This is a genomic window from Thauera phenylacetica B4P, assembly GCF_000310225.1.
GTDB classification, from domain to species: Bacteria; Pseudomonadota; Gammaproteobacteria; order Burkholderiales; family Rhodocyclaceae; genus Thauera; species Thauera phenylacetica.
In genome coordinates, this window is the sequence record NZ_AMXF01000049.1 from 1 (window position 1) to 23597 (window position 23597).

Below are 23597 nucleotides of genomic sequence, written 5' to 3' on the forward strand. Positions count from 1 at the left end.
GCTCCGGCCGCAGCGCGCGCAGCGGCGGCGGCACGCTGGCAGGCCTGGCTCGCCGGACGCGGCGGCGCTCCGTGAGCGCGCAGCACGCCGGCGTGCATACGCGTCGAACATGTAACGCTGTTTGACGGCTCAGTCTGGGTAGCCCAGATTGATGGGAGAGCCTTGGCTCCAGCCACGCCCCGGACGCACACGCCGACGGGCCATGCGCCGCCCCCGGGCGCAGCGAGGATGGAGCCCGCCTGCGCATGCCAGCCACGGGAGACGATGGATGACCACCCGCTCGAGCATCGAAGCCCCGCAGAGCACGACGACCGGTCGCTTGCCGCCGCCGCAGCCGGTCGCGGACGCGAGCCTCGCCGAGTTCGGACTGCTCGGCGAATCCGCCTGCTTCCTCTCCGCGCTGGAGTTGGTGCGGCGCTTTGCCGAGACCACCGCGCATGTCCTCATCCAGGGCGAGACCGGCACCGGCAAGGAGCTCGTCGCGCGCGCCATCCACTATCTCGGCCCACGCCGCTACAAGCCTTTCGTGGCGATCAACTGCGGGGCGCTGCCCGACAACCTGGTCGAGAACGAGCTCTTCGGCCACGCACGCGGCGCCTTCACCGATGCGCGCGACAGCCAGCCCGGCGTGATCGCGGAGGCCGACGGCGGCACGCTGTTCCTCGACGAGATCGAATGCCTGTCGCACAAGGGACAGGTGGCGCTGCTGCGCTTCCTGCAGGACGGCCACTACCGGCCGCTCGGCGGGCGCGGCATGGTGCAGGCGGACGTGCGGGTGGTGGCGGCGAGCAACCGCGAGTTCGACGAGATGGTGCGCGAGGGCAGCTTTCGCCAGGACCTGCTCTACCGCCTGGCGATCATGTCGGTGTCGCTGCCGCCGCTGCGCGCACGCGGCGACGACGTGCTGCTGCTCGTCGATCACTTCCTGCGCCGCTTCGCGCGCAGCTACGGCCGGCCACGGCCCGTGGTGGACGCCGAATCGCGACGGCAGGCGCTCGCCTACGCCTGGCCGGGCAACATCCGCGAGCTCGAGAACGTGGTGCACCGCCAGTTCCTGCTCACCGACGGCGGCGACCTGAGGCTGGAGCTGGCGGCGCAGACCGTCGCTCCGGTGCCGGCGAGCGCGGCGGCAGGCGTCGCAGGTCTCGCCGACATGGACATGAAGACGGCCAAGGCGGCGGTGATCGAGCGCTTCGAGCGCGACTACCTCGAGCAGCTCATCGCCGCCACGGCTGGCAACGTGTCGGCCGCCGCGCAGCGCGCCGGCAAGGAGCGCCGCGCCTTCGGCAAGCTGCTGAAAAAATACTGCATCGAGCGCGAGCGCTTCGGGCGCCGGCGCGCCTGAACACGTGCCTCGCCCCGCGCGCGCCACGGCGGCAGCGTCGAGCGGCTACACTTGGCGGGTTCGCGAACTCCTGTCGCCGGCGTCGCGCCTAGCGCCCGGCAACGCGCCCATGGCCTCCCGTCCCCACGTCCGCCTGCCCCAGAGCCTCGCGCTCGGCTATGCCCTGCTCGTCGCCTACGCCTGCCTGCACCCGCTCGCCGGCTGGCGCGACAGCGGGCTGCCGGCGTTCGACTGGCTATGGGCGCCGTGGCCGAAGTACTTCATCCTGGAAGACTTCGTCTTCAACATCCTCGGCTACCTGCCGCTCGGGCTGCTCGCCGCCGCGGCCTTGCCCGCGTCCTGGGGGCAGGCGCGCAAGGTGGCGGTCGCCACGCTGCTCGCCGGGCTGCTCAGCCTGGGCCTGGAGGCGGCGCAGAACTTCCTGCCCAGCCGCGTCGCCAGCAACCTCGACCTCGGCGGCAACATCGCCGGGGCGCTCGTCGGCGCACTCGCGGGTGCATCCTGGGGCGAGGGCCTGCTCGGCCCGCAAGGTCGCCTGCAGCGCTGGCGCGTGCGCTACGTCATCGGCGGGCGCAGCGGCGAGGCCGGCCTGATGCTGCTGGTGCTGTGGCTGCTCGGGCAGCTCGGCGCCACCGACCTGCTGTTCGCCACCGGCGACCTGCGCAGCCTGCTCGGCATTCCGCCGCCGCTGCCCTTCCGTCCGGAGCGCTTCATCGCCTTCGACACCGCGCTCACCGCCAGCGCCCTGCTCGCCATCGCGCTATTCACCCGCTGCATGACGCGCGGCGCCAACCCGCTGCCGGTGCTGGCCATGCTCGCGCTCGGGATCGGCGCCAAGACCCTGGCGACCTGGACCTTCTTCGACCCCGGCGCCCCGCTGGCCTGGCTCACGCCGGGCGCCGAGCGCGGCCTCGTGGTGGGCAGCCTGCTGCTGCTGCCCTGCCTGCTGCTGCCGCGGCTGGCGCAGCACGCGCTGGCGGGCACCAGCCTGCTGGTGGCCACCGCGCTGGTCAACCTGATCCCCGAGAACCCCTACCTGGCCTACGGGCGCCGGCTCGCCGACATCAGCAACGTGCTCAACTTCCACGGACTCACCCAGCTCGTCGACAGCCTGTGGCCCTTCGTCGCGCTGGCCTATCTCTCGGCGCTCGGGCTGTGGCGCGGCGAGCACCTCGGCGGGGCGCCCCCGCGCAGCGCGCGCCGCCTATAATCGGCGGGCCCCCGAACCAGAGAGCGCCCCATGAGCTACTTCAAGCACCACGTCTTCTTCTGCTGCAACCAGCGCCAGCCGGGCGAGTCCTGCTGCAACGACCACAAGGCGAGCGAGCTGCAGACCTACGCCAAGGAACGCACCGCCGCGCTCGGCCTCAAGGGCAAGGGCAAGGGCAGCGTGCGCGTCAACAAGGCGGGCTGCCTCGGCCGCTGCGACGACGGCCCGGTGGTCGTGGTCTACCCCGACAACGTCTGGTACACCTACGTCGACAAGGAAGACATCGACGAGATCATCGACTCGCACCTCGTGAACGGCCGCGTGGTCCAGCGCCTGCGCCTGCCCGAGGACGCCGCATGAGCCGCCCGCTGCCCACCGAAGCCGTCCTGCTGCGGGGCGCCGCCGGCAACATCGAGGCGCTGATCGACGCCCCCGCCACGGTCAAGGGCATCGCGCTCGTCTGCCACCCGCATCCGCTTTTCGGCGGCGCCAACACCAACAAGGTCGCGCACACGCTCGCGCGCTCCTTCCGCGACCTCGGCTACGCGGTGATCCGTCCCAACTTCCGCGGCGTGGGCCAGAGCGAGGGCGCGCACGACCACGGCGAGGGCGAGACCGAGGACATGCTGTCGGTCATCAGCTGGGCGGAGTCGCGCTGGGGCGCGCTGCCGCTGGCGCTCGGCGGCTTCTCCTTCGGCGGCTACGTGCAGGTGCGCGTGGCCAACCGCCTGGCCGAAGGCATCGCGCCGCCGCGCCAGCTCGTGCTGGTCGGCATGGCCGCCGGCGAGACCACCGGCAGCGGGCGCAGCTACGACACCCCGGCGTTGCCGAAGAACATCCCCGCGCTGGTGATCCATGGAGAGGACGACGACACCGTGGCGCTCGCCAACGTGCTCGCCTGGGCGCGCCCGCAGGAGCAGCCGATCATCGTCATCCCCGGCGCCGACCACTTCTTCCACGGCAAGCTGCACCTGATTCGCGAGCTCATCGCGCGCAACCTGGCACACGCCTGAAGGTCGCGCGGCGCGTGCGGCAGCGCCGCATTCGCGGCTGCCGCCGCTCCGACAGGGCATCCAGCCGCGCCGGTTGCTGTAGGAGCGCCGGCAGGCGCGAAGGCTACGGCGCAGCTCTGCAGGCGCGTCGAGCGCTGGAGCGCCGGGTTCGCAGCTGCCGCAGCTCCTACAGGCGAGTCCTGGACGAGCGGTGGTTGCTGTAGGAGCGCCGGCAGGCGCGAAGGCTACGGCGCAGCTCTGCAGGCGCGTCGAGCGCTGGAGCGCCGGGTTCGCAGCTGCCCCAGCTCCTACAGGCGGGTCCTGGACGAGCGGTGGTTGCTGTAGGAGCGCCGGCAGGCGCGAACATCGGCTCGCCCAGGCCGCCCTGCCCCCTTCCGGTTTCCCTGATTTCCCCCCACCCGCCTGCGGCGTACCCTGGGTCGGCCACCACCGGAGATCCGCCATCATGAAACTGCTCGCCTCGCTGACCAGCCCCTACGCGCGCAAGATCCGCGTCATCCTCGCCGAGAAGGCGCTGCCCTTCGAGCTCGTGGTCGACTCGCCCTGGGAGGCCAACACGCGCATCCCGGAGGTGAACCCGCTCGGCAAGGTGCCGGTGCTGATCACCGACGAGGGCGAGACCTTCTTCGACTCGCCGGTCATCGCCGGCTACCTCGAGACCCTCGGCGCTCCACCGGCGCTGCTGCCGCCCGCCGGGCTCGACGCGGTGCGCGTGCGCCAGACCGAGGCGCTCGCAGACGGCGTCACCGACGCGGCGGTCGCCGCCCTGCTCGAATCGCGCCGCCCCGACGGCGAGCGCAGCGAACGCGAGATCGCCCGCCAGAAGGACAAGATCGACCGCGGCCTCGCCGAGCTCGAACGCCGCCTCGACGGCCGCCACGCCTTCAACGGCAGCCCCATGCAGCTCGGCGACATCGCGGCCGCGGTCGCGCTCGGCTACCTCGACCTGCGCTTCCCCGAGCTCGACTGGCGCAGCCGCCACCCGGGCCTGGTGCCCTTCGCAGAGCGCATGTTCGCCCGCGACAGCCTGCGCGACACCCAACCGCCGGCGGGCTAGGCGGGCTGGAGCCGCGGGCGAGCTGGTTCGAGGGGTGGGATGAGCAAATGAAAGACTTGACCCCAGGTTTTCCCTCTGTTCTTTCGCGACGCCAGCACCGACGCGGCGCTCGCGTGGCTCGAAGCCAGCGCCAGCGAAACCATCCTGATCAGCCCATGGACACGCACCGAGTTCGCCAACGCCGCGGGGATCATGGCGCGCCGGGGCGATGTCTCCACGGGCCTCCATCGCGAGGGGCTCGAGCGCTTCGACAAGCTCGTCAGTGCGCGACTCGCTGTGGAAGCAGTCGATACCGCGGACTTCGACCGCGCCAGAGGCTGGATTGCCGAGTACCACAGCGGACTACGTGCGGGCGATGCGCTGCCTCTGGCCATATGCATGCGCTTGAGCGCGACACTGTGCACAGCGGACGACACGCTGGCGCGGGCGGTAGACAAGGTCGGCGTGGCCGTGCAGCGGGTGGGGTAAGGAAGCAAAAAACCAGAGGAGACAAGGGGCATTAGATGCTATATTCAATGCCTGATTAAGCATCTTTTTGAGGCGCACCATGCACGCCATCATGGCCGACCTGACGGTCAGCGTCACCGAGCTCAAGCGCAACTTCGCCAGCATCCTCGCCCAGGCCGACGATCAGCCCGTCGCCGTGCTCAATCACAACCGGCCCGAAGCCTATCTGCTCTCGGCCGCACACTACGAACGCTTGGTCACCCACCTCGAAGACCTCGAAGACGCCGCCCGTGTGCGTGAGCGCAGCGAAGGGCCGTTCATCGAGGTGAGCCTTGACGACCTATAAGCTGCGCTTCCACACCCTGGCGCTCGCCGAGTGGAAAAAGCTCGATGGCAGCGTGCGGGCACAATTCAAGAAGAAGCTGGAGGAGCGCCTGCTCACGCCCAGGGTGCCCTCGGCTGCGCTGTCGGGCATGCCAGACTGCTACAAGATCAAGCTCCGCTCTGCGGGGTACCGATTGGTGTACCGGGTGGACGACGGTGAGGTCTGGGTAACGGTCATCTCGATCGGCCTGCGTGAGAGGCTCCACGCCTACACCCGGGCGCAAGCCCGCCTGGACGACCCACCTCGGGACTGACCGCCGGATGAAAAAGCCAGTGAGCTAATGAAAGACCTGACCCTGGGATCTACTTCTCGGAATGGGCGGTCACGATGGGTCGGAATACGCACATATGAAAGCGCTCAGTCCCCTCAGCCCCTGTCAGTAATGATCCCGACACTGCGCGATCAGCACGACCTCCCCCTCGACCGCATACACCAGCCGGTGGCGGTCATCGATGCGCCGCGACCAGAACCCCGCTAGCTGGTGCTTCAACGGCTCGGGCTTGCCGATCCCCGTAAAGGGGTGCCGGCGGATGTCCTCGATCAGCGTATTGATACGCTTGAGTTGCTTGCGGTCGGTCTCGTGCCAGTAGAGGTAGTCCTCCCAGGCGTGATCCGAGAACCTAGGCTGCATCGTCCGTCTCGATCAGCGCACGCGGCTCGCCACCGCCTGCGCGCAACTGCTCCACCGACTCCATCAAGCGCTTCGCACCCTTCGGCGAACGCAGCAGATACGCCGTCTCTTCGAGCGCGTTGTAGTCGTCCAGCGACATGATCACCACCGGCTTGCCGCGCTGCGTCGTCACCAGCACCGGCGCGCGATCCTCGTTGACGCTGCGCATCACCTGCGCGAGGTGGGTGCGGGTGTAGCTGTAGGTCAGGGCTTCCATCGTGAGCTCCAAATCAAAACTTTGTACAAACTTTAGCACAATCCTCACGCGCTCGCGCCGACGGCGTGGCGCGAGCGCGTGAGCAGATGAAAGACCTGACCCCAGGGTCAAAATCAATAGTGATAACGCCCTTGCAGGAACTCGATCCGATCCGCCTTCACCAGGTAAACGCAGCGGTGCTCCTGCGTGACGCGACGTGACCAGACATCCGAGCCCAAGTACTTCAATGGCTCCGGGCTGCCGATGCCCTTGAAGGGATCGCGCAGCACGGCCTTGACGAGTTCCAGCAAGCGTTTGGCCGTGCGGCGTTCCGTCTCCACCCAGTAGCTCAAATCTTCCAGGAACTCGGGCTGGAACACGGCGACGCGCTTGGAATCAGGCTTCGAGACCATGGAGCTTCTCGAGAGCATCGACTGTAGTGGGGGCCACCTCGCCGGCTCGGGCGCGTGCCAGAGCAGCCAGCAGACGCTCGGCATTCCTGGGAGAGCGCAAGAGATGGGCCGTTTCCATCAGGCTCTGCAATTCATCGGCGGCAATCATCGCGACCGCCCCCCCGGAGCGGCGGCGGACCACAACCACTTCACGGTCATCGACAGCACGGTCCATCAGCGTCTTGAACTGTTCACGAGCTTGGCTGTAGGTGGTTTCGATGGTCATGGCGACCTCCTTTACTTGTACGTAGCTATTGTACAACCCTTCATGTGCCCGACACTCCCTCACCGACCAACAGCGCCTGCCAGGCGAAGCGCCCGCGAGAAAAGATCGATGCCGACACCAGGCAGTCCGTGTCGAGCACGACGCGCGGCCGCGTCATGCGCGTTTTCTCGCCCAGGCAATCGCACCCTCGACGTCATCCTGCGTGATGCCGAGCGCCTCGAGCTTCGCGCGCACGGCATCGGCTTGCTGCAGCCGGACCGGCGTCAGCACGATCTTTCCATCCTGGACCGTGACGTCGTAGTAGTCGGCCTCGCCCACGCGCTGGACGATGGCCTTGGGCAAGGTGACCTGGTTCTTGCGCGTCCGCTTGGCCAACATGATCGCCCTCGAAAAAGTAATGAAGTAAGAACGTTGATTCTGGCTGCGTCGCGGCGGGAAAGCACTGATGCGGCTCGAAGGCGGCGCCCATGCCACGCAAAGCGGCCGGCCCGCCCCTTTTGTCACATGTTGACCACCCGTTCCGGGGCGGTTGTCACATTCGGCCGCGGAATGGTGTCAAGGCAGTGGAACTGCGTCACGGAAAACGGGGGTTTCGGGGCTGGCACGGGGATTGCTGATGGATAGGCAAGCGGGCTTCCCCGTGGTTACCCATCAAGGAGAACTGACATGAAAAAGATGCAACAAGGCTTCACGCTGATCGAACTGATGATCGTTGTGGCGATTATCGGCATCCTGGCTGCCGTGGCGCTGCCGGCGTATTCGGATTACCAGGCGAAGGCGAAGGTCGCCGCGGGCCTGGCGGAAATCTCGGCGGGCAAGACCGCGTTCGAGGAGCGCAGGAACAATGCAGAAACAGTAGCCTCCGCGGCAGATATCGGCCTGCAAACCACCACGGGTAACTGCACCATCGCCGCCACCGCGACAACCATTACCTGCACCTTGGCGAATGCACCTTCGCAGGTGAATACCAAGGTGATCACCTGGACGCGTAACGCCACCTCGGGTGCTTGGTCTTGCGCGACTACCGCGCCGGCCAAGTACGCGCCGAAGACCTGCCCGGGCGCGTAACCGCCTCGGGATCGACAGAAAGGGGGCAGCCTGCTGCCCCCTTTTTCAATGCTGCAGGCAATCACCCTTCAATAAGCGCTGATCGCGAAAATGCCGCCCTCCCAGTCGCGCACAGCATGGCTTTGCCTCGGGCTCATCGTCATTGCCTGCGGCTTCCTCTACCAGCCCGGCCTGACGGGTTCGCTCTACTACGACGACATCCGCCCCCTTTCCGGACTCGGCAACGTCGTCGATCTCGACTCGGCCCTCTACTTCATCTCCTCCGAGATCTCCGGCCCGCTCGGTCGTCCGCTCGCCATGCTCAGCTTCCTGCTGCACGTCGAGGACTGGCCCGGAGCCATCGAGAACATCTTTCTTTTCAACGTGCTGCTGCATCTCGTCAACGGCACGCTGGTCGCCCTGCTCGCCCATCGGCTGCTGAGCCTGCGTGGCCTCCCCGGCAGCGCGCCAGCCTGGATCGCAGTCGGCGCCGCCGCGCTCTGGATGCTGATGCCGCTGCAGGTGTCCTCCTCACTGATCGCGGTGCAGCGCATGGCGACGCTGTCGGCCTTCTTCGTGCTCGCGGGCTTGCTGATTTACGTGCAGGGCATCGCGATCGAATATCGACGCCCTGTCCTCGGCGCCGGCCTGCAGGCGCTCGGCCTCGTGGGATTCACCGTGCTCGCGATGTTCACGAAGGAGAACGGCATCCTCCTGCCGGTGTTCGCGCTCGTGCTGCAGACCACCCTGCTCGCCGACCACGCCTCACCGGGTCGCCTTCGCACCCTGCGCACCTTCGCGGGAGGCGCGGCGCTCGCGATCGTCCTCGCCTACCTCACCTACAGCGCGATCCGCTCCGGTGGCGTATTCGGCGGGCGCGAGTTCAACCTGATCGAGCGCATCCAGACCCAGCCGCTGATCCTGCTCGAATACCTGCGCGACGCGTTCGCGCCCCGGCCTTACGGCCTGCATCCCTTTCATGACGGTTATCCCAAGGTCAGCTCGCTTGCCGAGCATCCCGTTGCGCTCTTTGCCGCCGTCCTTTGGCCGACCCTCGGCCTGCTAGCGATACGCTTCCGCCGCCGTCACCCAGTCGCAGCTTTCGCCGTGCTGTGGTTTCTCGCGGCCCACCTGCTCGAATCCTCCGTCCTCGGCCTTGAACTGTACTTCGAACATCGGAACTACCTCGCGTTGTTCGGGCCGTGCCTGACGCTCACCTGGGCGGTCGGGCGCACCCCGGTGCCGTACCGCCGACTCGCCGTCGCCGGCTTCGCAGCCTATCTGGCGACCCTGTCGGCGATCCTGTTCCATATGACCAGCCTCTGGGGCGACAAGCTCGACGCGGCCGAAACCTGGTTCGTCCATGCCTACAAGTCGCCCCGAGCCGCAGAGCATCTCGCTTTGCTTTATCTCGAGCAAGGTCGGTTCAGCGAGGCCTACCAGCTCATGCGGATCCAGGTGGAGGATTGCCCCGAGTGCCTCGCCTCTGTCACCCAGGCTGCATTGCTTGCCTGCGCGGCGGGGGATGCAGAGCGAACCCACGACTACTTTGCGCGGGCAGAGGCACTCGCCATCGCCGCGCGAAACGTCAGCGGAGCAACATCGGTCCTGAATGCGATGCACAATGCGGTCGAAGAGGGGAAATGCACCCTTCTCGGATACGACCAACTCGAAACACTCAACCAAAGCCTCCTGCGCCACCAGACAGGGGGGCTCGGTGCTCTCAGCCGCAAGGCAATTCACATCAACCTGCAACGGCTCGCGATGACCAGAGACGACGCCAAGACGGCGCTGGATCACCTGAAACAGGCTTGGGACGCAGACAACGATCGCGCGCTCGGGCATGCGATCGTCCTCAGACTGCTCGACCGGCAGGCGGTCGAAGACGCCAAGGCCTTCCACCGTGACGAATTGTGCCGAGACTTCCCAAAGCACCCAGTGCTCGGCCGCGCCGCGCGCAAGCGATGTGACGAATCGATGCAGGCAATACTCGAAGCGGAACGCAGCCATCCGCTGAAGATCGGTGATATCGGAACAGCCTCAAAGCCATGAGCGCACAAATATCAGTGGTGCTTCCAGCGCGGAACGAGTCTGCCCCCATCGGCGGTGTCGTGATGCAGATTCGCGCGCTTCTCCCCGAGGCTGAGGTGATCGTCGTGGATGATGGCTCAAGCGATAGCACTGGCGAAGCGGCCTCGAAGGCAGGGGCACGGGTGGTCCGCCATCCTTATTCGAAGGGCAACGGTGCCGCAATCAAGTCCGGCGCGCGTGCAGCAGCCGGCGATGTGATCGTATTCATGGATGCCGACGGTCAGCACGACCCCGCCGACATCACCACCTTGCTCGCTCGTCTCGATGAGGGCTACGACATGGTCGTTGGCGCGCGCCAGGCGGGCTCGCAGGCGAGCATCGGCCGTGGCATCGCCAACCGCTTCTACAACCGTCTCGCGACCTACATGACGGGACACAAGGTGGCGGATTTGACCTCGGGCTTTCGTGCCGTGCGTGCCGCGAAGTTCCGCGAGTTCCTCTACCTGCTACCCAACGGCTTCTCGTATCCGACTACGAGCACGATGGCCTTCTTCCGTGCCGGCTACTCGGTTGCGTACGAACCAATCCATGCCGCAAAACGGGTGGGCAAGAGTCACCTCCGTCCACTGCACGACGGCCTGCGCTTTCTGCTCATCATCTTCAAGATCGGCACGCTGTATTCGCCACTCAAGTTGTTCGCGCCAGCTGCTGCTGGGTTGTTCTTGCTCGGCAGCCTGTGGTATCTGCACACCTTCATTCAGTTCGGCCGCTTCACCAACATGAGCGCGCTGCTCTATACGGGTAGTGTTGTTGTTTTCATGATGGGGCTGATCTCGGAGCAAATCACCGCGCTCATGTACAGGGATTCCTGAAGGAAGAACCACCGGCTCGGCGCCGTTCGCTACTAAGCCTCTGAAAAAAATGACAATTTTCATCCATTTTCGCCAGAAGTCTTCATGAAGCGCAGTTTGCCCTGGCTGGGACTAGTCGCCACTGTAGCCTTGGCGATCTATTTTCTTTTTTTCTTAACTCAATCTTTTAGCTGGAAGGGTGTCGCTGCCCTGCTTGAGCTTGGGAACGCATTGTCCGTCGTCGGCGCGGGCTTTTTTTATGTCCTTGTGATTCCTCTATCTGGCTGGGCGTGGAGCCGCCTCCTTTCTGGCATGGGGGTTGATTGGCGATGGAGCAAGACATCTGCGATTATCGGCGTAACCCAAATTGCAAAGTACGTTCCGGGAAATGTGGCCCAACACGTTGGGCGAGCGGCAATGGCGCTATCCAGGAAAATGCCACCTGATGTCTTGGCAGGCTCCATACTGGTGGAAACCCTGCTCACAATGGGGGCCGCATTCTTGGTTGGATGTGTCGGCTTGCTCTGGATGACGAATCCGGGCAAAGCGGACGGAGACGTACTCTCGCACACGCTCCTTCTAACCCTGACTCTGTTGGGAGTTGTCCTGCCAGGGACAGCATTGTGCTTCCGCATGCTTAGCAGCCTGCGGGGCAGGTCGGCCTGGTTGCAGAAATGGGTTTCCGACGATCTGCGTTTTCCAAGCTTCTGGGTAGTTTTACAGGCAACGCTGGCTTACTCGCTGAATTTCCTCGTGCTGGGTGCAGCGCTTTTAATGGTTTGCTCGGCATTCAGCCCTTCTGCAGGAGTAGGCTATTTCTCTCTCACGGCAGCCTTCGCCCTCGCGTGGTTAGTTGGCTTTATGGCGCCAGGTCTACCGGCTGGCCTAGGCGCACGCGAGGGTATGCTTGGCATACTGTTAGCGGGGCAGATACCCGAAACGGAACTGCTGAATGTCTTGCTTGGAATGAGACTCGCGACAATAGGTGGCGACTTGCTATCGTTCGCTTTAGGCGCCTGGTTGACAAAGCGCTACCTACCGGCAGCAACCAAGATTGTATGAAATCACCTAAAAATTGCGAAGAACCTTTCCCAGAAGATCCGCCACTACGGCAAGGGATAGTTTCTCCTCGTAGAGGCGGCGCCCCGCCGCCCCGATGCCAGGCAACCTTTCACGATGCTCGACGGCCCAGCGCAACGCCCGGACAAGGTCCAGAGGTTGCCCTTGTCGGGCAATCAGGCAGTTTTCCTGATCAACAAACCCAGGAAGGCACTCAGCGGCCCCCACTACCGTCGGAACGCCTTGGGACAGCGCTTGCGACGTCTTTCCCGTAACGACTCGTCGAGCTTGGGGCGTGTTTCCGAACGGACCACCGAGACACAGATCGGCGGTTGGGATTTCGGTCTGGATAAGCGACTCAAAAGGTACCCAGCGGCGAATACGGTAGTGAAGCTCCCCCCCCCTGCCCAAGGCATCCCGGATCTGCTGCGCAGCATGACGATTTGCGCCGATAAAATCGAGATCCAACGGGAGACCCAACAATTGACGTGCAGCTTCCAAGATCAACGGAACACCGTGAAGAGGAAGGAATGATCCATAGAACAATACCCGAAGCCTTGGGGACGAGCCCGGATGCTGTGCAAGCGGTGCTGACTCCACTGCTCCAACGGGCACAGCAGCCAATCGATCGGGGGACAGCCGATAACGCTCGGTGAATACATCCACATGCGCTTTTGTGTCTGTGAGCACGAAGGCTGCATTCCGCAGAATGCAGCCTTCGACCGGCTTCAGCATATGAGCCGCAAGTCTCCCTCCAAAGCCGTATTGATTCTCTTCAGCCAGAGCGATAGCAGGTGACATCATCGCATCGAGGATGATAGGGCTGCTTCCAACCATGGCTTTCAACGGCCAATAAAGCTCATACCCTCGAAAGCCCAACAGATATAGATCTGGCCGGTAGAGTCGCCGAATTTCCGCAACTCGAGCGAGCGTTTCACGGTAGCGGTGGGGCCCCTTACTCGAATTGATCGCCGTGTAGCACTCAACGCCCGGTAAAGCTCGAAGCGCTGCCAATAGACTCTGCGTGCGTATGTAGTCGGGCGCGCGGTAGGCGAGGACGTAGCAGATCCGCATGTCAAATCCACCCGAATGGGCAACTACGCCTTTTTCGCCAAGACGATCCAACCGTCGCCTAGATCGGATTTGCGGGCGACATGTTGCAATAAAAACAGCGGCTTCATTAGCCGAGCCATCCATGCTGCGGCGCCAGGTTTTTGATATGGCCGTGCAACTCCACTTTGCTTGGTTGCTCGGATTTTTTCGGTCGGCTCTCCTGCTTTGGCGCTAGCGCGATAGTAGAGCTGACGCAATGGATACAGTAGCGACGTAACGGGGAAGCCATACCCCCAGACCTCCTCCACCTTAAAACCAGTCGCTACAAGCTTTTCTACGAGTTCCTCCCTTTCGTAGCGTCTGTAGTGCCCCGCCCATTCATCACCTTTTTGCCATTTGCTCATGTACGCAGGTACTGACATGAGGAAGACACCTCCGCGTTCAAGCATCAGATAGATCCGCTCAAAAGCGAGAAGATCGTCCTCGATATGCTCAAGCACTTCAAACGCCATAATCAAATCGAACCCACCCTCGAGTGGTCCTTCGAGAAAATTTCTGCTCCATAAACTCAAGCGCTCTTCCCCACGAAATCGAGCTTTGAGTCTTCCTACGGCGTCTTCAGAAAACTCGAAGACCGTACCGCTCGCGTCGGGGTACCTCCTCAGAGCATGGGCCGTTACATCCCCTAGCCCTGGACCGAGTTCCAGAAAGCGGTGAACATCGCTGGACGTGCTGTCCAGCAACCGCTGGACGCACTCCAGTCGCATCATGTAGCGCGGCACTGGAGCAAGCACTTCATCGAAGACGCAGACATCAGTCATTCGGAAAAATATCCAGAGTCAGCATTGACGGAAAAATTAAAATAGGGGGCAGTTCTTTAATTTACGCACCCAACTTATCACCGCTTCACCCCAAAGCCCGCCGCTCACGCCCGGCGGGCTTTCTCATTCTTGACGCGACCGCGGCCCAACTCGCCCCTCATACCACTGACGAGCGCTTCTCCATCCTCTGCAGCGCTACACGCAGCCGCGGCAATTCCTGATCCACCACCAGCCACACCGCGTCGACATCGATCGCCAGGTAGTCATGAACCAGGATATTCCTGAAGCCGGATATCGCACGCCAAGGGACGTCGGGCTCGCTTGCCTTGATCGCATCGGTCAAACGCTGTCTCGATTCCGCCAGCGTTTGCAGATTGCGAACGACCGCATCCTGAATCAGCTGGGATGCGCGAAAACAGGCTTCGTTACCGCCGACGTATTCGTCGATTCGGCCAGTGCACTCCAGCATGTGGGCAAGATAGACCTTGTCGGCCTCGGGACTCGGCTTCATTCGGCAAGAATCACAATGGCCGCGCTTCGCTGAGGATGCGGTCGCGCATCAGAGGATGGAGCGACTTCTCGGTCACCACATCCACGCGGCGCCCGAGCAGGTCCTGCGCGTCCATCAACAACGCCCCGAGTACGAAGCCCGAGGTGTCGGGAGCGGTTTCGACGAGCAGATCGACATCGCTGGATGCGTCGGCGTCGTCACGCGCCATCGAGCCGAACACCTTGATCGAGCGCACGCCATGGCGTCGCGCCAGCGCACGCAGCGCCTCGCGGTGGGATTCGATCATCGGGTGCATGTTCGCCACCTCATGAAAAACGACGCCTCAAGTCTAGCAAACGAACAACGCTCCGCAGGGTGCCACTGGTGATGTGAGCGGACCAGAGGCGGCACGCGAACCCCGCCACCACCTCTTCCAGGCGCATTGGGCGGCGCCCCCAGATCCAGCCTGCCCGCCTGCCAGCAGGTTTTGAAAACGTCTGCTGCGGAACGCGCCGTATCCGGTACGAGGCGGGGAGAGCCGCCGATTTCCCGCTCAGGCGGCAGCAACTTCGCGTAGCGTTTGATCACAAGTGGCGAGGCGCGTCCATCCGCTCATGCAGGACACGAACCACAGAAGAAATAGGGGACAGACCCCAATTTCCGCCCCCCCGCCTGCGCTACACGCCCCCGTGCCGACGCCAGAATTCGGCCGGCGTGAGGATGGGGTAGGCTTTTGCCAAGGCGAGCAGGTCCTTGTCGCCGGTGATCAGGTAGTCGAGGCTTCCCGCGCGCATGCCCGCCAACAGGGTGCCGAGCACGGGCTGGTCGTTGTCGTCGCGCAAGGCCTCGTCGGCAACCGACTCCGGCTCGACGAGCTCCGCCTGGATCGACAGGATGTCCACGAGGTCGTCGATTTCGCGGCTGGAAAGGCCGTGGCGGGCGGTTAGCCGTGGCAGGACGCGACGCAGTTCTTCGAGGATGAAGGTCGACAAAACCACGTCGACCGAACCGTGCCGCCAGGCGGCGACGATGTGGCCCGGCACGCTCCCCGGGTAGGCCAGGCCGGACAACAGGACATTGGTGTCGAGAACGACACGCAGGGTGGACGGCACGCTCAGCCCGCTGTCCGCTGCTTGCGTTCGCGTCGCTCGGCAGCGACCGAAGCCTCGATCTCGGCCATCCCCTCGTCTTCGGGGACGCCGTCATAGCCTGCCTCGATCCGCTGGCAAAGCGCATCGAAACGCGCCTGCATGCGGCGGATGCGCTCGAACAGGCGCGCATCGACGAGTGCCGCGACGGGCTTGCCGTCCTTGTTGATCACGACGCTGTCGTGGCGGTACTGCACCTGGTTGAGCATCTCGCCGAGGTTCTGGCGAAAGCTGACGGCGCTGGCTTGCGTGATCATCTCGTGCGACTCCTGCTGACTGTTATGGTCATTATGGTCATGAGAGTGTGTTCGGGCAAGGTGAGAGAAATAGGGGACAGACCCCAATTTCCCACCTGACCTAGCCTCACCCCAATGCCCGCCGCGGTCACCCCCGGCGGGCTTTTTCCTGCTGCGCTTCCTTTAGTCCGACTCGAACAAGTCCCTGCTCGCCGGCACGTCCGGATGTTTCGACGGGCGCCCCGCCCTGCCCGGCGTTACGCGGCGGCTGAGCGCGCTCGCAAGCTGCGCGGCAAAGCGATCGTTGCCAAGCGCGTAGTTGCCGTTGGTCGCCGTGCGGATCTGCTCCACTTCGCCGGGCTCCAGGGCGTTCTGAAAGAGCGCGCGGTAACGCTCAGCGCGAGCCCGGGGATCGGCATCGAGGGCGGTGAAGACGGCATGCGGCTGGATCAGTTCGTCCGCCTCGCCCTGCGCGTTGCAGCGGTAGCTCGACCAGCGGTAGGCGCCCGGGTGATCGACCATGCCGGCCCGCACGGGGTTGAGTTCGATGTAGCGCATGCAACTCAGGAGATAGAGGTCGTGCTGCACGAGGCAAGAGCGATACCGCCCTTCCCACAGGGTGCCGCTGCGCGCGTAGACACGATTGACGTGCTGCACGTAGCGCTGACCGAGCGCCTTCATCATGCCGCCGACACCGCCTGCGTCTTGTGCGCTCAGCAGCAGATGGACGTGGTTCGTCATCAGGACATAGGCATGGATGTTGCAGCCCGCGTCTCGCGAGGCCTGTCCGAGCCACTCCAGGTAGCAGCGGTAATCGTCGTCGGAAAAGAAGCAGGCCTGGCGATTGTTGCCGCGCTGGATGACATGCATGGGAACACCAGGAAGGAACAGACGTGCGCGCCGGGGCATGGTGGTCGGCGAAGGGGCAAATGATGCTATAAGCATACCCTGTGTGCTCGATCGATGCTGCGATGCTGGGGCCAGAACCGAGAATAATCGTGGTCTGTCCCTGATTTCCCGGGCCCCTCAATCACGGCGACAGCCAGTTCTCGATCGCCAGGCCTGGAACGCGGCTGAACTCTCACGTTGTCCGTCACCAGCACGGCACCGAGGGCAAGCGCCTGCGCCGCGATCCACAGATCGTTGCCGCCGATCGGCGTGCCTTGCCGCTCGAGCACGGCGCGAATCCTTGCGTAATGCGAACTCGTCGCGGCGTCCAGCGGCGGCACCGCAAGCCCCGCCACCACCTCTTCCAGGCGCGCCCGGTTGCGCTCGGCCTGCGCGCTCTTCTCCACCCCGGTCTGGAGTTCGCCCAGCACGATGGGCGAAAGCACGACCGCGGACGCCGGCAAGGACTCGAGCCGCAAGCGGACCGCCGGCTGCGCCTTCAGCGCCGCGATGAAGATGTTGGTATCGAGCAGGTAGTGCATGCGGCGTCAATCCCAGCCGGCGACCGGTTCGGCGGGTGCATCGGGCGGCGCCTCCAGGTCCAGCCCGCCCTCCTGCCAGCAGGCTTTGAAAACGTCCGCCGCGGAACGCGCCGTATCCGGTACGAGGCGGGCGATCACCCGACCGCGCCGGGTGATCGCCACCTCCTCACCACTCTCGACCGCCGCCAGCAGCGCCGAAAACTGGCTCTTGGCCTCAACCACTGCAACCGTGCGCATGACGCCTCTCCAGATGACCACATGGACAGATGATAGCAGCGGTTGCGGGCGAGACGGACGATGCCAGCCTCGCGACGCCCCTATTCCCGCTCCAACCAATCCTCCAGCCGCAAGCCCGGAACGCGCTCGAATTCACGGCGGTTATGCGTGACGAGGGTGAGGTCGAGCGTGCGAGCGTGCGCCGCGATCAGCAGGTCGTTGGCTCCGATGGTGTTCCCCGCCCGCTCCAGCGTCGCGCGAATTTCGGCGTATTGCCGATCTGCATCACCCTCGAAGGGCATCACCTCGATGGCACCGAGCAAGTCTTCCACTCGCTGCGTCAGGACGACCGAGCCGCGCTTCGCCGCGCCATAACGGAGCTCGCAGGCCACGACGATGCTGGTGCAGATGGCGTCGGCGTCGAGTTGGGCCAGCCGCTTCGTTACCGGCCCCTGCGGATCCTTGATCAGGCTCGACAGGATGTTCGTGTCCAGCAGATAGCGCGCCGGCATCAGAACACGTCCTCCGGTTCAGGCGGCGGGTCGGCGATCTCGGGGAAGGCTTCCTGCAGCGGCGCCCAGCCGGCCAGCAAGGCCAGGAGCCTGTGACGCGGACCAATGGGCTCGATGATCAACCGCGCCCCCTCCTTGCGGATGATGGCCTCGGTGCCTTCGAGCTCGAACTCGCGCGGTATCCGGACCGCCTGGTTGCGTCCGTTGCGAAAAAGGGAGACGTGGCGTTCGCTGTTCATGATGATCTCCTGATTCGGCATATGTCGAAGCCTATGCCCTTCAGGAGTTCGGGTCAATCAGCGGAGAATTTGACGGCTGGAAAGGCCGTTGCGGGTGGATAGCCGTGGCAGGACGCAGCCTCGATCTCGGCCATCCCCTCGTCTTCGGGGACGCCGTCATAGCCTGCCTCGATGCGTTGGCACAGCGCATCGAAACGCGCCTGCATGCGGCGGATGCGCTCGAACAGGCGCGCATCGACAAGTGCCGCGACGAACTTGCCGTCCTTGTTGATCACCACGCTGTCGTGGCGGTACTGCACCTGGTTGAGCATCTCGCCGAGGTTCTGGCAAAAGCTGACGGCGCTGGCTTGAATCACTGTAATCGAATGATTACACTCAAGGCGTGTACACGATCTATCAACTCCCCGAATTCGACGCTTGGCTGTCTGCCATCAAGGACGGCATGACACGCCGTCGTTTGGGGCGCCGGCTGGAGAAGGCGCAGCGCGGCAGCTTGGGCGACGTCAAGCCGGTGGGCGCGGGCGTGTGGGAGATGCGTGAAGTTTTCGGGCCGGGCTGGCGAATGTATTACGTGCAGCGCGGCGCGGTGCTGATCGTGATGCTGGGCGGTGGCGACAAGTCGACGCAGGCCGCCGATATTGCCAGGGCCATCGCGCTGGCTGGAGCACTGGAGGACTGAACGATGACCCGCAAGATCAAGATTGCCGAGCTGCCCGAGTTCGACATGGCCGCGCACCTGCCCGACGAGCAGGCGATTGCCGAGTACCTGACCGTGGTGCTGGAAGAGAACGATCCTGCCGCGCTCGCCGATGCGCTGGGGACGGTCGCCCGTGCGCGCGGCATGACCGAGATCGCCAAGGCGTCGGGCATGACCCGCGAGGCGTTGTACAAGGCCCTACGCGCCGATGCACACCCGCGCTTCGAGACCATCAGCCGGGTGTGTGCGGCTTTGGGGGTCAAGCTGGTTGCCCAGGTGGCGCATGCGAGTTGACGGTGCAGAGGCCCGACCCCCGGCCTCCTCAGTCACGGCGACAGCCAGTTCTCGACCGTCAGGCCTGGAACGCGGCTGAACTCCCTCACGTTGTCCGTCACCAGCACGGCACCGAGGGCTAGCGCCTGCGCGGCGATCCACAGATCGTTGCCGCCGATCGGCGTGCCTTGCCGCTCGAGCCCGGCGCGAATCCGGGCGTAATGCGAACTCGTCGCGGCGTCGAGCGGCGGCACTGCAAGCCCCGCCACCACCTCTTCCAGGCGCGCCCGGTTGCGCTCGGCCTGTGCGCTCTTCTCCACCCCGGTCTGGAGTTCGCCCAGCACGATGGGCGAAAGCACGAGCGCGGACGCCGGCAAGGACTCGAGCCGCAAGCGGACCGCAGGCTGCGCCTTGAGCGCGGCGATGAAGATGTTGGTATCGAGCAGGTAGTGCATGCCGCGTCAATCCCAGCCGGCGAGCGGCTCGGCAGGCGCATCGGGCGGCGCCTCCAGCTCCAGCCCGCCCGCCTGCCAGCAGGCCCTGAATACGTCTGCCGCGGAACGCGGCGTATCCGGTATGAGGCGGGCGATCACCCGACCGCGCCGGGTGATCGCCACCTCCTCACCACTCTCCACCGCCGCCAGCAACGCTGAAAACTGGCTCTTGGCCTCGACAACTGCAACCGTGCGCATGACGCCTCTCCAGATGACCACATGGACAGATGATAGCAGCGGTTGTGGGCGAGAAAGAAACCCCCAGGGTCAGGTCTTTCATCTACTCATCCTTCCGCTCCAGCCAATCCTCCAGCCGCAAGCCCGGAACGCGCTCGAATTCACGGAGCTTATGCGTGACGAGGGTGAGGTCGAGCGTGCGAGCATGCGCCGCGATCAGCAGGTCGTTGGCTCCGATGGTGTTCCCCGCCCGCTCCAGCGTCGCGCGAATTTCGGCGTATTGCCGATCTGCATCATCCTCGAAGGGCATCACCTCGATGGCACCGAGCAGATCTTCCACTCGCTGCGTCAGGACGACCGAGCCGCGCTTCGCCGCGCCATAACGGAGCTCGCAGGCCACGACGATGCTGGTGCAGATGGCGTCGGCGTCGAGTTGGGCCAGCCGCTTCGTTACCGGCCCCTGCGGATCCTTGATCAGGCTCGACAGGATGTTCGTGTCCAGCAGATAGCGCGCCGGCATCAGAACACGTCCTCCGGTTCAGGCGGCGGGTCGGCGATTTCGGGGAAGGCTTCCTGCAGCGGGGCCCAGCCGGCCAGCAAGGCCAGCAGCCTGTGACGCGGACCAATGGGCTCGATGATCAACCGCGCCCCCTCCTTGCGGATGATGGCCTCGGTGCCTTCGAGCTCGAACTCGCGCGGTATCCGGACCGCCTGGTTGCGTCCGTTGCGAAAAAGGGAACAGACCCCAATTTCCTCCCGGTGCCGGTACTACACGCCCCCATGACGACGCCAGAACTCGGCGGGCCCGAGACAGCAGGCGCCCTGATCGCCAAATGCTGGAAGCCGTCGGCCGTCGCCAGTTCATCGAAACGCGCGACCGCCGCGAACCGGCGGACGATTGACTCGCCCCACGCACGAGCGCACCGTTCGACAACCTCCGGCCGCCATCGGGGGCGAACAACTCGACACAGGAGACGAAACCATGTCCGACCAGCCTGATCCCCATATCGCGCAGAAGGCTCCCTATGCCGTCGAGGTCGAGGCCGGCAAGAAGTACTTCTGGTGTGCCTGTGGCCTGAGCAAGAACCAGCCCTTCTGCGACGGCTCGCACAAGGGCGGCCCCTTCTCGCCGCTGGCCTTCACCGCGGAGAAGGACGGCACGGTGCATCTGTGCGGCTGCAAGCACACCGCCAAGGCGCCGTATTGCGACGGGACGCACACGAAATTGTGAGCTCGCCGGCCCCCGTGTAGGAGCGGCGCCAGCCGCGAACACGGCGCCTGGACCCGCGCCGACGTCGATCGCATCCGGCACCGCCGCATTCGCGCCTGGCGGCGCTCCTGCACGAAACCGCGGCACTTTCACGCAGCGATACGGTCTGTTCAGCCGTTTACGCCTGCCCCGGACACTCGCCGATGAGACCCCTCCTCGCCTGCCTCGCCCTGCTGCTGCCCCTGCTCGCCTTCGGCGCGGATGCCGACGAGGCCGCGCTGTGGAAGGCCTTGCGCGAGGGCGGGCATGTGGCGTTGATGCGGCATGCGATCGCGCCCGGCGTGGGCGACCCCGCAGGCTTCCGGCTCGGCGACTGCTCCACCCAGCGCAACCTGTCCGCACAGGGGCGGGCGCAGGCGCGCGCGATCGGGGCGCGCTTCCGAGACCACGGTATCGAACGCGCGGCAGTGCACTCCAGCCGCTGGTGCCGCGCACTGGAGACGGCGGAGCTGCTCGCGCTCGGGCCGGTGAGTCCGTTTCCCGGGCTGGACTCGTTCTTCACCGACCGCAGCGCGGAAGGCGCGCAGCTCGTGGCCATCCGCAAGCTCGCCGCCAGCCACCCCGTCGACGCCCCGCCGCTGGTGCTGGTCACCCATCAGGTGAACATCACCGCGTTGAGCGGCGTGTATCCGGCCTCGGGCGAGATCGTGGTGATGCGCGTCGCCGGCGACACCCTGATCGTGGCGGGGCGCATCCGCACTGGGGATTGATTCGGTCGGCCAGGCCTCGGCGGGGGTCGCGCCGCTCAGCTCACCGGCGCATAGAGCGGGTACAGGGTGTCCTCCTCGCGCTGGATGCGGTCGACCAGCACGGCGCCGACGCGCTCGAGGTCGGCGGCGAAGCTCGCGGCGAGCGCCGGATCCTCGCCGAGGCGAACGTAGCGCGCGAGGAAGGCGACGACCTTCTTGCCGATCTCGTCCATGTCGTGGCGAAACTCGTGCATGAGCGCGTGGCTCACCGGGTCGTCGGCGAGGGTGTGCTCGAGATACACGTACAGCCGGACGTTCTCGACCAGCAGATGAGCGTGGAGGTCGACACGGAAACGCTCGAGCAGGGGCACGGCCTCGTCGAAACGCCCCGCATGCGCGGCCTCGCGGATGGCGCCGAAGCGTCCCAGCATGAGCCGATGGTCGCGGACGAGGCGCGCTACCAGTTCGGCGCTGTAGCGAATGGTGGTGCCGGGGGCGAAGCTCTCGGAGTCCTCCATGGAATGCGCAGGCTCGGGCACCGATGCCGAAGCGGGCGCCGAGGTGCCGATGGCCTTGCCGTGATGCTTGCCGAACAACCAGTCGAGCAGGAACATGGTGTGCTCCGGATGGGCCGTGGATGACAGCCGATGCTTTGGGAATTTGGAAGTTAATACAAAAGCATGGAGATTTTCCATGGCACAGATCAAATCCGGATCGGGTCGCCCCGGGACCTGGGCGCCGTGCTGCTTTGCAGCGCTTGATCCCGCGCAGGGCACGCGCGGCCTCGCTGCGGGATAATCGCCGCCGTTCCATGACGGATCCGCCATCATGCCCGCCAGCCCAGCCGCCGCGACCGATGCACCGCGCGCCCTGCTCGTCTTCACCAGCCTGCCCGACGCCGCCAGTGCCGAGACCTTGGCAAGCGCGCTGATCGGCTGGCGCCTGGCCGCCTGCGTGAACATCCTCGCCCCCTGCACCTCGATCTATCGCTGGCAGGGCGCGACCGAGACCGCAACCGAGGTGCCACTGCTGATCAAGACCACGCCGGCGCACTATGCGGCGCTGGAGGCGGCGATCCGGGCGCACCACCCCTACGAACTTCCCGAGATCGTCGCGGTCCCTGTGACGCAGGGTCTGCCCGGCTACCTCGACTGGATCGTCGCCGAAACGGCGGGCGATGACTGAGCGTCCATCGATGCATCTCCGCCGCACTCGCATCGACGGCCGCACAACGAAGCGCCTCGGCTCGCCGCCGGCATCGCCCCGCCCGACCGACTCACCCGCCGGCGCCGCAGCGCGCCCGCACACCGCCGCATAGAAGACCACGATGCACCGCCTGCTCCTCCTGCTCGCCCTGATCGCGAGCCTGCTCTTGCCCGCCGCGGCCCGCGCCAACCCGATCGAGCCCGAGAAGGCCTTCGCGATGCGCGCGCAGGCGCTCGACGCGCAGACCATCGAGGTGGTGTTCGAGATCGCCAAGGACTACTACCTCTACGGCGACAAGTTCCGCTTCGAGGCCGAGCCCGCCGGCGTGGGCTTCGGCACACCGGAGAAGCCCGCGGGCAAGAAGCACAAGGACGACTTCTTCGGCGAGGTCGAGACCCACCGCGGCGAGCTGCGCATCCTGGTGCCGGTGCAGGCGCCCGCCGGCACGACCCGCTTCGAGCTCTTCGCCACCAGCCAGGGCTGCTGGGACGGCGGCATCTGCTACCCGCCCACCACGCAGCAGGCCTCGATCGACCTCACCGCGCCGCCGAAGAAGGCGGGCGGCTTCCTCGACAGCGTGCTCGGCGGGCGCGCCGGCGCCGGCAGCGGCGCCTCGGGCACCCCGGCCGCGCTTGCGACGGCCGACGGCGCCGCCGC

Annotated in this window: 40 protein-coding genes; 18 read left to right on the forward strand and 22 right to left on the reverse strand. The window is 65.3% G+C overall.

Features of this window, described 5'->3' with window-relative positions:
• Nucleotides 1-268: 268 nt before the first annotated feature.
• From C667_RS08725 to C667_RS08760, 8 genes are all read left to right on the forward strand, one after another.
• The gene (locus C667_RS08725; protein ID WP_004361121.1) at nt 269-1345 is read left to right on the forward strand and encodes a sigma-54 interaction domain-containing protein; all 1077 of its coding nucleotides are present in this window, start codon (nt 269-271) and stop codon (nt 1343-1345) included.
• Between the two features lie 109 nt (nt 1346-1454).
• Nucleotides 1455-2555, forward strand: a complete 1101-nt coding sequence (locus C667_RS08730; RefSeq protein WP_004361122.1) for a VanZ family protein — start codon at nt 1455-1457, stop codon at nt 2553-2555.
• Between the two features lie 30 nt (nt 2556-2585).
• Nucleotides 2586-2915, forward strand: a complete 330-nt coding sequence (locus C667_RS08735; RefSeq protein ID WP_004361124.1) for a (2Fe-2S) ferredoxin domain-containing protein — start codon at nt 2586-2588, stop codon at nt 2913-2915.
• Nucleotides 2912-3568, forward strand: a complete 657-nt coding sequence (locus tag C667_RS08740; protein ID WP_004361126.1) for an alpha/beta hydrolase — start codon at nt 2912-2914, stop codon at nt 3566-3568. Before C667_RS08735 ends, C667_RS08740 begins: the two co-directional genes overlap by 4 nt.
• Before the next feature lie 445 nt (nt 3569-4013).
• On the forward strand, nt 4014-4625 hold the full coding sequence (locus tag C667_RS08745) for a glutathione S-transferase (RefSeq protein ID WP_004361128.1): 612 nt from the start codon (nt 4014-4016) through the stop codon (nt 4623-4625).
• 75 nt (nt 4626-4700) lie between these two features.
• Nucleotides 4701-5093 carry a type II toxin-antitoxin system VapC family toxin gene (locus C667_RS08750; protein WP_083881298.1) on the forward strand — a complete coding sequence of 131 codons (393 nt, stop codon included), beginning with the start codon at nt 4701-4703 and terminating at the stop codon, nt 5091-5093.
• Between the two features lie 79 nt (nt 5094-5172).
• A complete protein-coding gene (locus C667_RS08755) occupies nt 5173-5418 on the forward strand; it encodes a type II toxin-antitoxin system Phd/YefM family antitoxin (protein WP_004361132.1) in 246 nt (81 codons plus the stop codon).
• Nucleotides 5405-5710, forward strand: coding sequence for a type II toxin-antitoxin system RelE family toxin (locus C667_RS08760; protein WP_004361134.1), 306 nt, complete (start codon nt 5405-5407; stop codon nt 5708-5710). Before C667_RS08755 ends, C667_RS08760 begins: the two co-directional genes overlap by 14 nt.
• Before the next feature lie 123 nt (nt 5711-5833).
• Here the strand turns inward: C667_RS08760 and C667_RS08765 are convergent, their stop codons facing one another.
• The 5 genes from C667_RS08765 to C667_RS08785 form a co-directional block, all read right to left on the reverse strand.
• On the reverse strand, nt 5834-6088 hold the full coding sequence (locus C667_RS08765) for a Txe/YoeB family addiction module toxin (protein ID WP_004361136.1): 255 nt from the start codon (nt 6086-6088) through the stop codon (nt 5834-5836).
• A complete protein-coding gene (locus C667_RS08770) occupies nt 6078-6344 on the reverse strand; it encodes a type II toxin-antitoxin system prevent-host-death family antitoxin (protein WP_004361138.1) in 267 nt (88 codons plus the stop codon). Before C667_RS08770 ends, C667_RS08765 begins: the two co-directional genes overlap by 11 nt.
• Nucleotides 6345-6457: 113 nt before the next feature.
• Nucleotides 6458-6736 (reverse strand): Txe/YoeB family addiction module toxin, encoded by a 279-nt coding sequence (locus tag C667_RS08775; RefSeq protein WP_004361139.1) that lies wholly within the window; start codon nt 6734-6736, stop codon nt 6458-6460.
• A complete protein-coding gene (locus C667_RS08780) occupies nt 6720-7001 on the reverse strand; it encodes a type II toxin-antitoxin system Phd/YefM family antitoxin (RefSeq protein WP_004361141.1) in 282 nt (93 codons plus the stop codon). Before C667_RS08780 ends, C667_RS08775 begins: the two co-directional genes overlap by 17 nt.
• A 153-nt stretch (nt 7002-7154) precedes the next feature.
• Nucleotides 7155-7379: an AbrB/MazE/SpoVT family DNA-binding domain-containing protein gene (locus C667_RS08785; protein WP_004361143.1), complete on the reverse strand. Its 225-nt coding sequence runs from the start codon at nt 7377-7379 to the stop codon at nt 7155-7157.
• Between the two features lie 288 nt (nt 7380-7667).
• On the opposite strand from C667_RS08785, the gene C667_RS08790 reads away from it, so the two are divergent.
• From C667_RS08790 to C667_RS24975, 4 genes are all read left to right on the forward strand, one after another.
• The gene (locus tag C667_RS08790) at nt 7668-8069 is read left to right on the forward strand and encodes a pilin (RefSeq protein WP_004361145.1); all 402 of its coding nucleotides are present in this window, start codon (nt 7668-7670) and stop codon (nt 8067-8069) included.
• A gap of 90 nt (nt 8070-8159) precedes the next feature.
• The gene (locus C667_RS08795; protein WP_004361147.1) at nt 8160-10100 is read left to right on the forward strand and encodes a hypothetical protein; all 1941 of its coding nucleotides are present in this window, start codon (nt 8160-8162) and stop codon (nt 10098-10100) included.
• Nucleotides 10097-10951, forward strand: coding sequence for a glycosyltransferase family 2 protein (locus C667_RS08800; protein WP_039921093.1), 855 nt, complete (start codon nt 10097-10099; stop codon nt 10949-10951). The genes C667_RS08795 and C667_RS08800 overlap by 4 nt, the downstream gene beginning before the upstream one ends.
• An 84-nt stretch (nt 10952-11035) precedes the next feature.
• Nucleotides 11036-11992, forward strand: coding sequence for a lysylphosphatidylglycerol synthase domain-containing protein (locus C667_RS24975; RefSeq protein WP_083881299.1), 957 nt, complete (start codon nt 11036-11038; stop codon nt 11990-11992).
• Nucleotides 11993-11998: 6 nt separating this feature from the next.
• Here C667_RS24975 and C667_RS25670 read toward each other — a convergent pair whose 3' ends face one another.
• From C667_RS25670 to C667_RS26410, 12 genes are all read right to left on the reverse strand, one after another.
• Entirely contained in the window at nt 11999-13063 is a 1065-nt protein-coding gene (locus C667_RS25670) for a glycosyltransferase family protein (RefSeq protein ID WP_157302260.1), read from the reverse strand.
• 23 nt (nt 13064-13086) lie between these two features.
• Nucleotides 13087-13863, reverse strand: coding sequence for a class I SAM-dependent methyltransferase (locus C667_RS24980; protein WP_083881300.1), 777 nt, complete (start codon nt 13861-13863; stop codon nt 13087-13089).
• Between the two features lie 157 nt (nt 13864-14020).
• Nucleotides 14021-14374, reverse strand: a complete 354-nt coding sequence (locus C667_RS08805) for a HepT-like ribonuclease domain-containing protein (RefSeq protein WP_004361153.1) — start codon at nt 14372-14374, stop codon at nt 14021-14023.
• A 10-nt stretch (nt 14375-14384) separates the two neighbouring features.
• Nucleotides 14385-14669 (reverse strand): nucleotidyltransferase family protein, encoded by a 285-nt coding sequence (locus C667_RS08810; RefSeq protein ID WP_004361155.1) that lies wholly within the window; start codon nt 14667-14669, stop codon nt 14385-14387.
• Between the two features lie 361 nt (nt 14670-15030).
• Nucleotides 15031-15465, reverse strand: coding sequence for a putative toxin-antitoxin system toxin component, PIN family (locus C667_RS08815; protein WP_004361157.1), 435 nt, complete (start codon nt 15463-15465; stop codon nt 15031-15033).
• A gap of 2 nt (nt 15466-15467) precedes the next feature.
• Nucleotides 15468-15758, reverse strand: a complete 291-nt coding sequence (locus C667_RS08820; RefSeq protein ID WP_004361159.1) for a type II toxin-antitoxin system Phd/YefM family antitoxin — start codon at nt 15756-15758, stop codon at nt 15468-15470.
• A gap of 162 nt (nt 15759-15920) precedes the next feature.
• A complete protein-coding gene (locus C667_RS08825; protein ID WP_004361161.1) occupies nt 15921-16607 on the reverse strand; it encodes a transposase in 687 nt (228 codons plus the stop codon).
• 65 nt (nt 16608-16672) lie between these two features.
• On the reverse strand, nt 16673-17167 hold the full coding sequence (locus C667_RS08830) for a PIN domain-containing protein (protein WP_004361163.1): 495 nt from the start codon (nt 17165-17167) through the stop codon (nt 16673-16675).
• Nucleotides 17168-17173: 6 nt separating this feature from the next.
• On the reverse strand, nt 17174-17404 hold the full coding sequence (locus C667_RS08835; RefSeq protein WP_004361165.1) for a type II toxin-antitoxin system Phd/YefM family antitoxin: 231 nt from the start codon (nt 17402-17404) through the stop codon (nt 17174-17176).
• Between the two features lie 80 nt (nt 17405-17484).
• Nucleotides 17485-17895, reverse strand: coding sequence for a type II toxin-antitoxin system VapC family toxin (locus tag C667_RS08840; protein ID WP_004361167.1), 411 nt, complete (start codon nt 17893-17895; stop codon nt 17485-17487).
• Nucleotides 17895-18134 carry an antitoxin gene (locus C667_RS08845; protein WP_039921103.1) on the reverse strand — a complete coding sequence of 80 codons (240 nt, stop codon included), beginning with the start codon at nt 18132-18134 and terminating at the stop codon, nt 17895-17897. Before C667_RS08845 ends, C667_RS08840 begins: the two co-directional genes overlap by 1 nt.
• A gap of 53 nt (nt 18135-18187) precedes the next feature.
• Nucleotides 18188-18490, reverse strand: a complete 303-nt coding sequence (locus C667_RS26410) for a type II toxin-antitoxin system Phd/YefM family antitoxin (RefSeq protein WP_004361170.1) — start codon at nt 18488-18490, stop codon at nt 18188-18190.
• Nucleotides 18491-18516: 26 nt separating this feature from the next.
• Here C667_RS26410 and C667_RS08855 point away from each other — a divergent pair, with 26 nt between their 5' ends.
• On the forward strand, nt 18517-18813 hold the full coding sequence (locus C667_RS08855) for a type II toxin-antitoxin system RelE/ParE family toxin (RefSeq protein ID WP_004361172.1): 297 nt from the start codon (nt 18517-18519) through the stop codon (nt 18811-18813).
• Nucleotides 18814-18816: 3 nt separating this feature from the next.
• Nucleotides 18817-19125, forward strand: coding sequence for an addiction module antidote protein (locus tag C667_RS08860; protein WP_004361173.1), 309 nt, complete (start codon nt 18817-18819; stop codon nt 19123-19125).
• A 32-nt stretch (nt 19126-19157) separates the two neighbouring features.
• Here the strand turns inward: C667_RS08860 and C667_RS08865 are convergent, their stop codons facing one another.
• The 4 genes from C667_RS08865 to C667_RS26815 form a co-directional block, all read right to left on the reverse strand.
• A complete protein-coding gene (locus C667_RS08865) occupies nt 19158-19559 on the reverse strand; it encodes a PIN domain-containing protein (RefSeq protein ID WP_004361175.1) in 402 nt (133 codons plus the stop codon).
• A 6-nt stretch (nt 19560-19565) separates the two neighbouring features.
• The gene (locus C667_RS08870) at nt 19566-19796 is read right to left on the reverse strand and encodes a type II toxin-antitoxin system Phd/YefM family antitoxin (protein ID WP_004361177.1); all 231 of its coding nucleotides are present in this window, start codon (nt 19794-19796) and stop codon (nt 19566-19568) included.
• An 82-nt stretch (nt 19797-19878) separates the two neighbouring features.
• The gene (locus tag C667_RS08875) at nt 19879-20295 is read right to left on the reverse strand and encodes a type II toxin-antitoxin system VapC family toxin (RefSeq protein WP_004361179.1); all 417 of its coding nucleotides are present in this window, start codon (nt 20293-20295) and stop codon (nt 19879-19881) included.
• On the reverse strand, nt 20295-20417 hold the full coding sequence (locus C667_RS26815) for a hypothetical protein (RefSeq protein ID WP_370701711.1): 123 nt from the start codon (nt 20415-20417) through the stop codon (nt 20295-20297). Before C667_RS26815 ends, C667_RS08875 begins: the two co-directional genes overlap by 1 nt.
• Before the next feature lie 340 nt (nt 20418-20757).
• On the opposite strand from C667_RS26815, the gene C667_RS08885 reads away from it, so the two are divergent.
• Both C667_RS08885 and C667_RS08890 read left to right on the forward strand, forming a co-directional pair.
• Nucleotides 20758-21006 (forward strand): CDGSH iron-sulfur domain-containing protein, encoded by a 249-nt coding sequence (locus C667_RS08885; RefSeq protein ID WP_004361181.1) that lies wholly within the window; start codon nt 20758-20760, stop codon nt 21004-21006.
• A gap of 182 nt (nt 21007-21188) precedes the next feature.
• Nucleotides 21189-21755, forward strand: coding sequence for a histidine phosphatase family protein (locus C667_RS08890; RefSeq protein WP_004361182.1), 567 nt, complete (start codon nt 21189-21191; stop codon nt 21753-21755).
• A 35-nt stretch (nt 21756-21790) separates the two neighbouring features.
• On the opposite strand, the gene C667_RS08895 is transcribed toward C667_RS08890, so the two are convergent.
• Nucleotides 21791-22348: a hemerythrin domain-containing protein gene (locus tag C667_RS08895; RefSeq protein WP_004361185.1), complete on the reverse strand. Its 558-nt coding sequence runs from the start codon at nt 22346-22348 to the stop codon at nt 21791-21793.
• A gap of 214 nt (nt 22349-22562) precedes the next feature.
• On the opposite strand from C667_RS08895, the gene cutA reads away from it, so the two are divergent.
• Nucleotides 22563-22919, forward strand: coding sequence for a divalent-cation tolerance protein CutA (gene cutA, locus C667_RS08900; RefSeq protein WP_004361188.1), 357 nt, complete (start codon nt 22563-22565; stop codon nt 22917-22919).
• A gap of 142 nt (nt 22920-23061) precedes the next feature.
• Nucleotides 23062-23597 (forward strand): protein-disulfide reductase DsbD N-terminal domain-containing protein (locus tag C667_RS08905; protein ID WP_004361189.1); only part of this gene is annotated, 536 nt, incomplete at its 3' end.

Bases quoted from the DNA above. Each gene is read 5' to 3' on its own strand.
- C667_RS08870 (WP_004361177.1), bottom strand. From the start codon at position 19,796: ATGCGCACGGTTGCAGTTGTCGAGGCCAAGAGCCAGTTTTCAGCGTTG.
- C667_RS08740 (WP_004361126.1), top strand. From the start codon at position 2,912: ATGAGCCGCCCGCTGCCCACCGAAGCCGTCCTGCTGCGGGGCGCCGCC.
- C667_RS08875 (WP_004361179.1), bottom strand. From the start codon at position 20,295: ATGCCGGCGCGCTATCTGCTGGACACGAACATCCTGTCGAGCCTGATC.
- C667_RS08730 (WP_004361122.1), top strand. From the start codon at position 1,455: ATGGCCTCCCGTCCCCACGTCCGCCTGCCCCAGAGCCTCGCGCTCGGC.
- C667_RS08885 (WP_004361181.1), top strand. From the start codon at position 20,758: ATGTCCGACCAGCCTGATCCCCATATCGCGCAGAAGGCTCCCTATGCC.
- C667_RS08780 (WP_004361141.1), bottom strand. From the start codon at position 7,001: ATGACCATCGAAACCACCTACAGCCAAGCTCGTGAACAGTTCAAGACG.
- C667_RS08860 (WP_004361173.1), top strand. From the start codon at position 18,817: ATGACCCGCAAGATCAAGATTGCCGAGCTGCCCGAGTTCGACATGGCC.
- C667_RS08895 (WP_004361185.1), bottom strand. From the start codon at position 22,348: ATGTTCCTGCTCGACTGGTTGTTCGGCAAGCATCACGGCAAGGCCATC.
- C667_RS08735 (WP_004361124.1), top strand. From the start codon at position 2,586: ATGAGCTACTTCAAGCACCACGTCTTCTTCTGCTGCAACCAGCGCCAG.
- C667_RS24980 (WP_083881300.1), bottom strand. From the start codon at position 13,863: ATGACTGATGTCTGCGTCTTCGATGAAGTGCTTGCTCCAGTGCCGCGC.
- C667_RS08790 (WP_004361145.1), top strand. From the start codon at position 7,668: ATGAAAAAGATGCAACAAGGCTTCACGCTGATCGAACTGATGATCGTT.
- C667_RS08770 (WP_004361138.1), bottom strand. From the start codon at position 6,344: ATGGAAGCCCTGACCTACAGCTACACCCGCACCCACCTCGCGCAGGTG.
- C667_RS08835 (WP_004361165.1), bottom strand. From the start codon at position 17,404: ATGCGCACGGTTGCAGTGGTTGAGGCCAAGAGCCAGTTTTCGGCGCTG.
- C667_RS08890 (WP_004361182.1), top strand. From the start codon at position 21,189: ATGAGACCCCTCCTCGCCTGCCTCGCCCTGCTGCTGCCCCTGCTCGCC.
- C667_RS08805 (WP_004361153.1), bottom strand. From the start codon at position 14,374: ATGAAGCCGAGTCCCGAGGCCGACAAGGTCTATCTTGCCCACATGCTG.
- C667_RS08725 (WP_004361121.1), top strand. From the start codon at position 269: ATGACCACCCGCTCGAGCATCGAAGCCCCGCAGAGCACGACGACCGGT.
- C667_RS08745 (WP_004361128.1), top strand. From the start codon at position 4,014: ATGAAACTGCTCGCCTCGCTGACCAGCCCCTACGCGCGCAAGATCCGC.
- C667_RS08775 (WP_004361139.1), bottom strand. From the start codon at position 6,736: ATGGTCTCGAAGCCTGATTCCAAGCGCGTCGCCGTGTTCCAGCCCGAG.
- C667_RS08810 (WP_004361155.1), bottom strand. From the start codon at position 14,669: ATGCACCCGATGATCGAATCCCACCGCGAGGCGCTGCGTGCGCTGGCG.
- C667_RS08800 (WP_039921093.1), top strand. From the start codon at position 10,097: ATGAGCGCACAAATATCAGTGGTGCTTCCAGCGCGGAACGAGTCTGCC.
- C667_RS08825 (WP_004361161.1), bottom strand. From the start codon at position 16,607: ATGCATGTCATCCAGCGCGGCAACAATCGCCAGGCCTGCTTCTTTTCC.
- C667_RS08765 (WP_004361136.1), bottom strand. From the start codon at position 6,088: ATGCAGCCTAGGTTCTCGGATCACGCCTGGGAGGACTACCTCTACTGG.
- C667_RS08840 (WP_004361167.1), bottom strand. From the start codon at position 17,895: ATGCCGGCGCGCTATCTGCTGGACACGAACATCCTGTCGAGCCTGATC.
- C667_RS08755 (WP_004361132.1), top strand. From the start codon at position 5,173: ATGCACGCCATCATGGCCGACCTGACGGTCAGCGTCACCGAGCTCAAG.
- C667_RS08865 (WP_004361175.1), bottom strand. From the start codon at position 19,559: ATGCACTACCTGCTCGATACCAACATCTTCATCGCCGCGCTCAAGGCG.
- C667_RS24975 (WP_083881299.1), top strand. From the start codon at position 11,036: ATGAAGCGCAGTTTGCCCTGGCTGGGACTAGTCGCCACTGTAGCCTTG.
- C667_RS08795 (WP_004361147.1), top strand. From the start codon at position 8,160: ATGCCGCCCTCCCAGTCGCGCACAGCATGGCTTTGCCTCGGGCTCATC.
- cutA (WP_004361188.1), top strand. From the start codon at position 22,563: ATGCCCGCCAGCCCAGCCGCCGCGACCGATGCACCGCGCGCCCTGCTC.
- C667_RS08845 (WP_039921103.1), bottom strand. From the start codon at position 18,134: ATGAACAGCGAACGCCACGTCTCCCTTTTTCGCAACGGACGCAACCAG.
- C667_RS25670 (WP_157302260.1), bottom strand. From the start codon at position 13,063: ATGCGGATCTGCTACGTCCTCGCCTACCGCGCGCCCGACTACATACGC.
- C667_RS08785 (WP_004361143.1), bottom strand. From the start codon at position 7,379: ATGTTGGCCAAGCGGACGCGCAAGAACCAGGTCACCTTGCCCAAGGCC.
- C667_RS08830 (WP_004361163.1), bottom strand. From the start codon at position 17,167: ATGCACTACCTGCTCGATACCAACATCTTCATCGCGGCGCTGAAGGCG.
- C667_RS08820 (WP_004361159.1), bottom strand. From the start codon at position 15,758: ATGATCACGCAAGCCAGCGCCGTCAGCTTTCGCCAGAACCTCGGCGAG.